This window comes from Devosia sp., assembly GCF_030689745.1.
Lineage (GTDB): Bacteria > Pseudomonadota > Alphaproteobacteria > Rhizobiales > Devosiaceae > Devosia > Devosia alba.
Genome location: NZ_JAUYGL010000015.1, coordinates 1 through 8498 on the forward strand (window position 1 = coordinate 1; position 8498 = coordinate 8498).

The 8498-nt window shown below is 62.0% G+C and carries 7 protein-coding genes; 4 read left to right on the plus strand and 3 right to left on the minus strand.

Features of this window, described 5'->3' with window-relative positions; translation table 11 throughout:
• From Q8O80_RS01400 to Q8O80_RS01410, 3 genes are all read right to left on the minus strand, one after another.
• On the minus strand, positions 1 to 434 hold a 434-nt coding region (locus Q8O80_RS01400), incomplete at its 3' end, for a gamma-glutamyl-gamma-aminobutyrate hydrolase family protein (RefSeq protein ID WP_305576150.1).
• A gap of 210 nt (positions 435 to 644) precedes the next feature.
• A complete protein-coding gene (locus tag Q8O80_RS01405; RefSeq protein WP_305576152.1) occupies positions 645 to 1550 on the minus strand; it encodes a response regulator in 906 nt (301 codons plus the stop codon).
• Positions 1547 to 4717, minus strand: a complete 3171-nt coding sequence (locus Q8O80_RS01410; protein ID WP_305576154.1) for a hybrid sensor histidine kinase/response regulator — start codon at positions 4715 to 4717, stop codon at positions 1547 to 1549. Before Q8O80_RS01410 ends, Q8O80_RS01405 begins: the two co-directional genes overlap by 4 nt.
• A 183-nt stretch (positions 4718 to 4900) precedes the next feature.
• Between Q8O80_RS01410 and urtA the strand changes: the two genes are divergently transcribed.
• The 4 genes from urtA to Q8O80_RS01430 all read left to right on the plus strand — a co-directional run.
• Entirely contained in the window at positions 4901 to 6169 is a 1269-nt protein-coding gene (gene urtA, locus Q8O80_RS01415) for an urea ABC transporter substrate-binding protein (RefSeq protein ID WP_305576157.1), read from the plus strand.
• Between the two features lie 76 nt (positions 6170 to 6245).
• Positions 6246 to 7172 carry an urea ABC transporter permease subunit UrtB gene (gene urtB / locus Q8O80_RS01420; protein WP_305576159.1) on the plus strand — a complete coding sequence of 309 codons (927 nt, stop codon included), beginning with the start codon at positions 6246 to 6248 and terminating at the stop codon, positions 7170 to 7172.
• Between the two features lie 13 nt (positions 7173 to 7185).
• Positions 7186 to 8325, plus strand: a complete 1140-nt coding sequence (gene urtC / locus Q8O80_RS01425) for an urea ABC transporter permease subunit UrtC (protein WP_305576161.1) — start codon at positions 7186 to 7188, stop codon at positions 8323 to 8325.
• A gap of 9 nt (positions 8326 to 8334) precedes the next feature.
• Positions 8335 to 8498: ATP-binding cassette domain-containing protein (locus Q8O80_RS01430; RefSeq protein ID WP_305576162.1), on the plus strand; the 164-nt coding region annotated here is incomplete at its 3' end.

The window sequence follows — 8498 nt, forward strand, 5'->3', positions numbered from 1 at the left end:
TCCGGCGCATGGTGCTGCAAGCTGGGCTGGTCGGTGGCATCGCGCTGGTCCACCAGTGTGCCGCCAAGCGCAACATTGATCTCCTGCAGCCCGCGGCAGATCCCGAACACCGGCTTGCCGGCCGCCACGGCTGCCTTGATGAGCAGCGCCGACATGGAATCACGGCCCGGGTCAAACGGCGTCCGTCCTGCCTCGGCGCCATAATGGTGCGGCTCCATGTTGGAATTGCTTCCCGTCAGCAGAATGGCATCAAGGCGCGCCACCATCGCAGCCGCGTCGCCCTCGGTCGCGATGGAGGGGCAAATCAGGGGCACCGCATTGGCGTAGCGGGCCACTGCATTCACATAGCGGGTCTTGACGATATAGGCGTCCTCGCCCTCGACAGGGCGGGTGCAGGAGATGACCCCGATAACGGGCTTGGCAGTGCTGGACATGTTGGGTGCAACGGGTTGGAAGAAGACTCCCCCCTAAGGTCGGTGTGCACGCGAGCTTCGTCAAGCTGCCTAACGCACTAGTTTGGTGGCCGCGCACCCGCCGATCCATTCTCGGCCCGTTTCCGTGCTGGTGCCTCGTCTTGGAAGCGGACACTTGCGGTGCTGTCAGTCAATGACAAACCAGTAGAATGATGCGCCTGACGACGGTTCCTAGTCCCACAACACGCGTACCGACATTGTCGCTGCCGCGGTTCTGTTTTCGATGCCGAGTTTTTCAAATATCTGTTCGAGGTGCTTATTCACGGTTCGAGGCGAGAGCTGGAGGATTTCGGCGATTTCCTTGTTGGACTTTCCGTGCGTCAACCATAGCAGCACCTCAGCCTCGCGCGGGCTGATGTTGAACGCCTGGGCCAGGCGCTCTTCCTGCGTGCCCGCCTCGCGGTCGATCAGGCGGATCAGCGCCACGCCGTCGGCGCGCCGTTCCATGGTGCGTAATTCCACCTCGCGCTCGAAGCGCCTGTAGACATAGGCCGGAGCGTCCTGCGACGGAGCGCTTTCCAGCCAGACCTTGACCTCCCAGGGCAGGGCCGAACCCTCCTCGGCCCGCAGACCGATGCGCATTAGCAGGTCCTGAGCCTGGGGCGTGGCCCAGAGCACATTGCCTGCCTTGTCCACTGCAACGATACGACGGCCGATGGAATCGAGCGCTTCGCGCGCCGAGCGGGTCTTGCGGGCATTGGTCAGGTGCACGCGCATGCGGGCAAACAATTCGCTCAGCACGATCGGCTTGGCGATGAAATCGACCCCGCCACAGGCCAAGGCGCGCACCACATGCTCACTGTCATTGCGGCCCGTCATGAACATGACGGGCAGGTCGGATAGGCCCATTTCGGTCTTGAGCACCTGGCACACCTCAAAGCCATCCATATCGGGCATCAGGGCATCGAGCAGGACAATGTCGGGTTGGCTCCGGGCAATGATGGAGAGGGCCGCCCGGCCATCGGAGACGGGAGTGGTCAACATGCCCTCGGCTCCCAGTGCGTCGCTCAGCATGTCCAGCGTGTCGCTGTGATCATCGACGATCAGCACGTTTGGCGCGTCGGCTGTGGGCGTCATGGCGACACCTCGCTGGCGGCTTTTCTGGGCCACTCTTCCTCGTCCTCGATCCATTGCAGGCCCAGTACCGAGCCGATCTGTTGGACGAGGTCGTCGATGTTGAACGGCTTGATAAGAAAACCGTCATGCAGCACCTGGTAATCGGGCCGCAGCCGCTCGGTACCGGCATCTGCCGAGATCATGATGATGGGCAGCCGGTCGGTGACGTCGCCCCGCACCTTGCGCGCCACCTGCCAACCATTGCGGCGTGGCATGGCGATGTCGAGGATCAGCAGGTCAGGCCGCTGCACGTGTGCCGTGCGCAGGCATTCCATGCCGTCTGCCACCGCCACGACATCAAAACCGAGGCCGCCCAGCAGATCCGACAGCAGTTCACGCTGCGTCGGATCGTCGTCGGCAACCAGGATCATCTGCCGGCGGCCGTAATAGCCCGTGATACGCGAAGTCTCGTGCTTGGGCTGGTCCGGCAGCCAGGTCGAGGACAGCAGCAGCCGCACGGTGAAGCGCGTTCCTTCACCTGGGGTGCTCTGCACGATCAGCTCGCCACCCATGATCTCGACCAGCAGCCTGGTGATGGTGAGCCCCAGCCCCGTCCCGGGTTGCGGCTCGACGCCGGGCGGGCGGGCGCCGCGCTGGAACGGCAGGAAGATGCGTTCGAGATCGTCGGGGGCAATGCCGGTGCCGGTATCGATGACCTCGAAGGTAGCGATCTGGCTGCGATATGTCAGCCGCAACGTCACCGTGCCGGCCTCGGTGAATTTGATGGCGTTGGAGAGCAGGTTGATGAGGATCTGGCGCAGACGCTTTTCGTCGGTGAAGACATATTCGGGGATGGGGCTGGCCTGGTCGAACACGAAGTCGATGCCCCTTTCACGGGCCTGCAGCGAGAACATTTCCACCATCTGCGCCACGTTTGCGGGCAGCGCGGTCTTGTCGCGGTAAAGGTGGAGCTTACCCGCCTCGATCTTGGAAATGTCGAGCAGCCCCTCGATCAGCCCGGACAGGTGTTCCCCCGAGCGCAGGATGGTGCGCGCGGCGCGGCCGACTATAGGATTGTCCTCGCGCTGCCGCTCCAGCAACTGGGCATAGCCGAGAATAGAGTTCAGCGGCGAGCGCAGCTCATGGCTGAGGCCGGTAACGTAGCGTGATTTGGCCAGATTGGCGGACTCAGCGGCCTCCTTGGCCTGCTGTAGCTTGCGGTCGGTTTCGCTATGGGCCTCGATCTCCTCGAGCAGAAGCGTGGTGTGGCGATGCGCTTCGTCTTCGGCGAAGACGCGGCTCTCCTGGTTGAGCACGAAGAGCCAGACAACAATGCCGGCAATAATGAAGAACACCACGAAGAGCTTGCCCAGCATAATTCCCATCGCCTCACCCTGCAGGTGGCCATCCAGGGCCGCCTGGTAGTTGAAGACAAACAGAATGGCGGCCATCAGCCCGCCGATCACCAGCATCAGGCCCAGATAGTGGCCCAGCCTGGTGTCGAGCGCATCGGCTATGGCGCGGGGGAAAACGCGGCGGGCAAAGCCGGACAGTTGCTGGGCGACACGCGCATTGTCCTTGCAGCGATCCCCGCACCGTGCATCGAGCGAGCAGCAGAGTGAGCAGATCGGGCCACCATAGACCGGGCAGCCCGCCATGTCCTCGGGCTCAAAACTGTGTTCGCAAACTGAGCAGCGGATGGTTTCCGCCCCATCCTGGAGCAGCGTCGACGTCCGTGCGATATAGTAGCGGCCCCGTGTGGCGATGGCGATCAGCGGCACGCAGACAAAGGCGGTCACCAGCGCGACATAGGAAAAAAGGGCCTCGGCAATCGGCCCGAACAGGCCAAGATACGACAGCAGCGACAGCGACGCGGCGATCAGCATGGAGCCGAAGCCGACCGGGTTGATGTCGTAGAGATGGGCGCGCTTGAACTCGATGTGGCGCGGCGCCAGGCCAAGCGGCTTGCAGATGGTGAGGTCGGCGACGATGGCGGCGAGCCAGGCGATGGCCAGGATCGAATAGAGCGCGAGGATCTGCTCGAGCGCCTTGTAGATGCCGAACTCCATCAGGATCAGGCCAATCAGCACGTTGAACACGACCCAGACCACGCGCCCCGGATGGCTGTGGGTAAGTCGCGAGAAGAAGTTCGACCAGGCAATCGAGCCGGCATAGGTGTTGGTGACGTTGATCTTGAGCTGGCAGACAATGACGAAAATGCCGGTGACGGCCAGTGCCAGTTCGGGGCTGGTCAACATCTGGCCGAAGACCACCAGATACATCTGCGTCGGCTCGGACGCCTTGGCAAAATCGACGCCATGGCGAAAGGCATAATAGGCCAGGAATGAGCCAGCCATGACCTTGAGCCCACCGATGACGATCCAGCCGGGGCCCGCCCCGATCAGTGCCGCCCACCAGGCCAGCCGGTTCCTGTGCGTGGCGCGCGGCAGGAAGCGCAGGTAGTCCACCTGTTCGCCGATCTGTGCGATCAGAGAAAACATCACTGCGGAGGCCGCACCGAACAAAGCGAGGTCAAAGCTGCCATCCACCGGACCCGTGAGGCCGGTATACCCCGACCAGTCCCGCACCGCCGGCAGGCTCTGGCTGCCGATAAAGACGAAAGGCACAAGCTGCAGCACGATCCAGAAGGGCTGGGTCCAGGTCTGGAACCGGTTGATCAGAGTGATCCCATAGGTCACCAGCGGAATGACGATCAGTGTGCTGACGAGATAGCCGATGGAGATCGGCAGTCCGAAACAGAGTTCGAGTGCCGTCGCCATAATGGCGGCCTCGATGGCAAAGAAGATGAAGGTGAAGCTGGCATAGACCAGCGAAGTGATGGTGGAGCCCAGATAGCCGAAGCCGGCGCCGCGGCTGAGCAGATCGATATCGACGCCATATTTGGCGGCATTGTAGGCGATGGGTATGCCCATGCAAAAGATGATGATGCAGGTGGAGAGCACGGCCCAGGCGGTGACGGTAAAGCCGTAGCTCAGGGTCAGGGCGCCGCCAATGGCTTCCAGCGCCAGAAATGAGGCGGCGCCGATAGCGGTATTGGCAATGCGGGCGGGCGTCCAGCGACGGACCTTCTGGGCAGTGAAGCGGAGGGCGAAGTCTTCCAGCGTCTGGTTGGCAACCCATTTATTGTAGGTGCGGCGCACCCGGGTCACCTTTGATTGCGCGGTCATTGACACTCCCAATGCGTCAGGCATCGCCATCGGTATCGTTACCTACCGCAATCTATGCAGCAAAATCCCTGACCTGAATACGTCAAATGCCCCGTTGAGAGGCAAGTTCTTAAAATGCCTAATCCGTAACCAGTTGCACGCGGTTCCGCTGCAGCCGAGGCAAAGCAAGGACAGGGCAAATCCATGACTGACGATATTCCGGCCAAAGGCCCCTACACTCTCAACCGCCGCAAATTACTTGCGGCGATGGCGACAATTCCGGCGCTCGGCATGCTCGGCAGCAGCCGAGTTTTCGCCCAGGACACCTCTACCGCCGCGGTCAACACCACCGGCCTGGCCATCACAGACACCGAAGTGACCGTCGGCATCCTGCATTCGGTCACCGGCACGATGGCGATTTCGGAAACCGGGTCGGTGCAGGCGGAAATCCTCGCCATCGAGCAGATCAACGCCCTGGGAGGCGTGCTCGGCCGGCAGATCAAGTATATCCAGGAAGATGGCGCCTCCGACTGGCCGACCTTTGCCGAGAAGGCCAAGAAGCTGCTGGTGCAGGACAAGGTCGCCTCGGTTATGGGGTGCTGGACCTCGGCCTCGCGCAAGGCGGTACTGCCGGTGTTCGAGCAGTACAACGGCATGCTCTACTACCCGACCTTCTATGAAGGCCTCGAGGAGAGTCCCAACGTCATCTATACAGGCCAGGAAGCGACCCAGCAGATCCTTGCCGGCATCGACTGGGTAGTCGACACGAAAGGGGCCAAGAGCTTCTACCTGCTCGGTTCGGACTATATCTGGCCGCGCACCTCCAACAAGATTGCCCGCAAGCATATCGAGATGAAGGGGCTCAAGGTTGTCGGCGAGGAATATTACCCGCTCGAACACACCCAGTTCAATTCGGTCATCAACAAGATCAAGCTGACCAAGCCGGACGTGATCTATGCCATCGTCGTGGGCGGCTCCAACGTGGCCTTCTACAAGCAGCTCAATGCTGCAGGTATCGACTTGACCAAGGAAGCGCCGCTTCTGCTGACCATTTCGGTCACGGAAGACGAGGTCCTGGGCATTGGCGGCGAGAACATCGTGGGCGCCTATGCGGCCATGAAGTACTTCCAGTCACTCGAAAACGACAACAACAAGGCCTTCGTCGAGGCCTTCAAAGCCCGCTGGGGCGACGGCATTGTCATCGGCGACGTGACGCAGGCAGCCTATCTGGGGCCCTGGCTGTGGAAGGCCGCGGTGGAAAAGGCAGGTAGCTTCGACGTCGACAAGGTGCGCGAAGCCTCGCCTGATATCGAACTGACAACCGCCCCCGAGGGCTACGTCAAGGTCCACGAGAACCATCACCTGTGGAGCAAGCTGCGCATCGGCCATGCTCGTCTCGATGGCCAGTATGACGTGGTCTACGAGACCGCCGACCTGATGGAGCCCGATCCGTTCCCGGAAGGTTACCAATAAGCTCCGAGTTCTCCGACCCAAACTGGCGGCTTCCTTGTGAAGCCGCCTCCATTCCTCCACCCGATGCGAGGCTCCGATGATCGGTGATTATACCTACGATCAGTTCTTTTCGATCCTGGCGATGCAGGGCTTCGCCGGGCTGATCTTGTTTTCAGTGTTCGTGCTGATGGCGCTCGGCCTCGCCATCATCTTCGGCCAGATGGGCGTCATCAACATGGCCCATGGCGAGTTCATGATCCTGGGCGCCTATGTCACCTGGGGCGTCAGCCTCTTCGTCACCAGCTTCGCGCCCGCCTTGTTTCCTATCTACTTTTTCTTCGCCATGGCGCTGGCCTTCTGCGCCAGTTTTACCCTGGGCGTGTTCGTCGAATGGGCGATGATCCGGCACCTTTATCGCCGCCCGCTCGATACCTTGCTCGCCACCTGGGGCCTGAGCCTCATCCTGCAACAAACCTATCGCTCGGTATTCGGAGCGCGCGAAGTGGGCGTGAGCCTGCCCGACTGGATGATGGGCTCGCTGCCGTTGACCGACATCATCGAAGTGCCGATCAACGGGCTGTTTGTCATGGCGCTGACCACAATCATCGCCGTCGCCGTGGCCCTGCTGATGTACAAGTCGCGCTGGGGCAAGCAGGTGCGGGCGGTGACGCAGAACCGCGTCATGGCCGGCGCCGTCGGCATCGACACCAAGCGCGTCGACCGCATGACCTTCGGGCTCGGCTGCGGCATTGCCGGCATCGCCGGCTCGGCTTTCACCATGATCGGCTCGACTGGGCCGACGGCCGGCCAGCTCTATATCGTGGACACGTTCCTCGTCGTGGTGTTTGGCGGCGCCGGGAGCCTGATCGGCACCATCGCCTCGGCCTTTGCCATCAGCCAGGCCCAGTCGACGATGGAGTTCTTCCTCTCGGGCTCCATGGCCAAGGTCCTTACCCTCCTCACCGTGGTCGGCATCCTGATGCTGCGCCCGCAGGGCCTGTTCACCCTCAAGATCCGTCGCTGAAAGGAACGCAGCCATGCCTGCAGCATCGATCACCCGCTTCCCCCGGCACGACGCCATCGCTTTCGCGGTCCTGGCCGTCCTGATCCTCGCCGTATTCCCGCTGGCACTCGACATCTTCCGCCTCAACCTCGTGGGCAAATATCTCACCTATGCCTTCGTGGCGGTGGGACTGGTCCTCTGCTGGGGTTATGGCGGCATTTTGAGCCTGGGCCAGGGCATCTTCTTCGGGCTGGGCGGCTATTGCATGGCGATGTTTTTGAAGCTTGAGGCTTCCTCGCCCGAAAACACCGCCATCCAGTCCACCCCCGGCATTCCCGACTTCATGGACTGGAACCAGGTCACCGAACTGCCCTGGTGGTGGATGCCGTTCAACTCCTTCCCGCTGGCGCTGATCGCCATCCTGCTGGTGCCGACGGCCTTCGCCTACCTCATCGGCGCGGCCATGTTCAAACGCCGGGTGGGCGGCGTCTATTTCGCCATCATCACCCAGGCGGTCGCCGCCATCCTCACCATCCTGATCGTCGGGCAGCAGGGCTATACCGGCGGCATCAACGGCATGACCGACCTGCGCACCCTGCTGGGCTGGGATATCCGCACCGACAGCGCCAAGCTGGTCCTATACTTCGTCAATGCGGCGCTGCTGCTCGGCGTCATTCTCGTGGCGGTGCTGGTCAAGCGCTCCAAGCTGGGACGCATCCTCATCGCCATGCGCGACAAGGAGGATCGCGTGCGATTCTCGGGCTATGACGTGGCCAACTTCAAGATCTTCGTCTTCTGCCTGGCCGCGGCCTTCTCGGCCATCGGCGGCGCCATGTTCGCCCTTCAGGTCGGCTTTATGTCCCCGTCCTTCGTGGGCATCGTGCCCTCGATCGAAATGGTGATCTTCTGCGCAGTCGGTGGCCGGCAGTCGATCTTCGGCGCGGCCTATGGGGCCCTGCTGGTCAGCTACGCCAAGACCGCATTCTCAGAGAGCTTTCCCGAACTCTGGCTGTTTGCCATGGGCGGGCTGTTCATCGCCGTGGTCATGGCGTTCCCCAATGGTCTGGCCGGCATCTGGAAGAGCCATGTCGAGCCGTTATTGCCGCGCCTTTTCAACCGCCTGCGCCCCCTGCCAGCCGTGACGCCTGCCGCGTCCGAAGCCGCTGCGGAATAGGAGACCGCCATGACATTCGATACCGAAACCGCATCCCGGGACTTCCTGCTCGCAGTGGAGGGGCTGACGGTCTCCTTTGATGGCTTCAAGGCGGTCAACGACCTGTCCTTCTATGTCGACGAGAACGAGATCCGCGTCATCATCGGCCCCAATGGCGCCGGCAAGACCACCGT

Excerpts from the sequence above, each read along its gene's own strand:
- Q8O80_RS01405 (WP_305576152.1), bottom strand. The coding sequence starts at position 1,550 with ATGACGCCCACAGCCGACGCGCCAAACGTGCTGATCGTCGATGATCAC.
- Q8O80_RS01410 (WP_305576154.1), bottom strand. The coding sequence starts at position 4,717 with ATGACCGCGCAATCAAAGGTGACCCGGGTGCGCCGCACCTACAATAAA.
- urtA (WP_305576157.1), top strand. The coding sequence starts at position 4,901 with ATGACTGACGATATTCCGGCCAAAGGCCCCTACACTCTCAACCGCCGC.
- urtB (WP_305576159.1), top strand. The coding sequence starts at position 6,246 with ATGATCGGTGATTATACCTACGATCAGTTCTTTTCGATCCTGGCGATG.
- urtC (WP_305576161.1), top strand. The coding sequence starts at position 7,186 with ATGCCTGCAGCATCGATCACCCGCTTCCCCCGGCACGACGCCATCGCT.